The sequence below is a fragment of the Mesorhizobium sp. M7A.F.Ca.ET.027.03.2.1 genome (assembly GCF_003999175.1).
In the GTDB taxonomy this organism is placed as follows: Bacteria; Pseudomonadota; Alphaproteobacteria; order Rhizobiales; family Rhizobiaceae; genus Mesorhizobium.
Genome location: NZ_RZOM01001912.1, coordinates 1 through 439, shown reverse-complemented (window position 1 = coordinate 439; position 439 = coordinate 1). Strand labels below are relative to the sequence as shown.

Genomic DNA, 439 nt, shown 5'->3' with positions numbered 1-439 from the left:
CCCGTATACTGACGGGGACAAGGGAGATGAACGCAACCTCGCCGCCCTTTTTTGTAACGTCGGAGATTGGCGAAATCCTCCGCGAAATCGTCCTTCTCCCCGTCACTATACGGGGAGAAGTGCCCGGCAGGGCGATGAGGGGCAGCGCAAACTTCGGGCAATTGACCGGTGGGATCCTAGCCCGTCGATGCCGGCTTCAGGCGACCAGCGCATCCAGTTCCGGCAGCAGGACGACGCTTTCCTGTTCGTTGGGATCGGTGCGCGCAATGACGGCCGAAGACGGGGCGCTGCTCAGATTGGCCGGCAGATGCGGCACGCCGGCGGGAATATAGAAAAGGTCGCCGGCCTTGACCACGATATGATGCTCGAGCCGGTCGCCGTACCAGGTGTGGACTTCGCCGGAGAGCACGTAGATCGCCGTCTCGTGGCTCTCATGCAT

Annotated in this window: 1 protein-coding gene; it reads right to left on the bottom strand. The window is 62.0% G+C overall.

All coding sequences use genetic code 11. The features are described 5' to 3' along the window. Positions 1-196: 196 nt before the first annotated feature. Positions 197-439 (bottom strand): cupin domain-containing protein (locus EN750_RS38735; protein ID WP_127399530.1); only part of this gene is annotated, 243 nt, incomplete at its 5' end.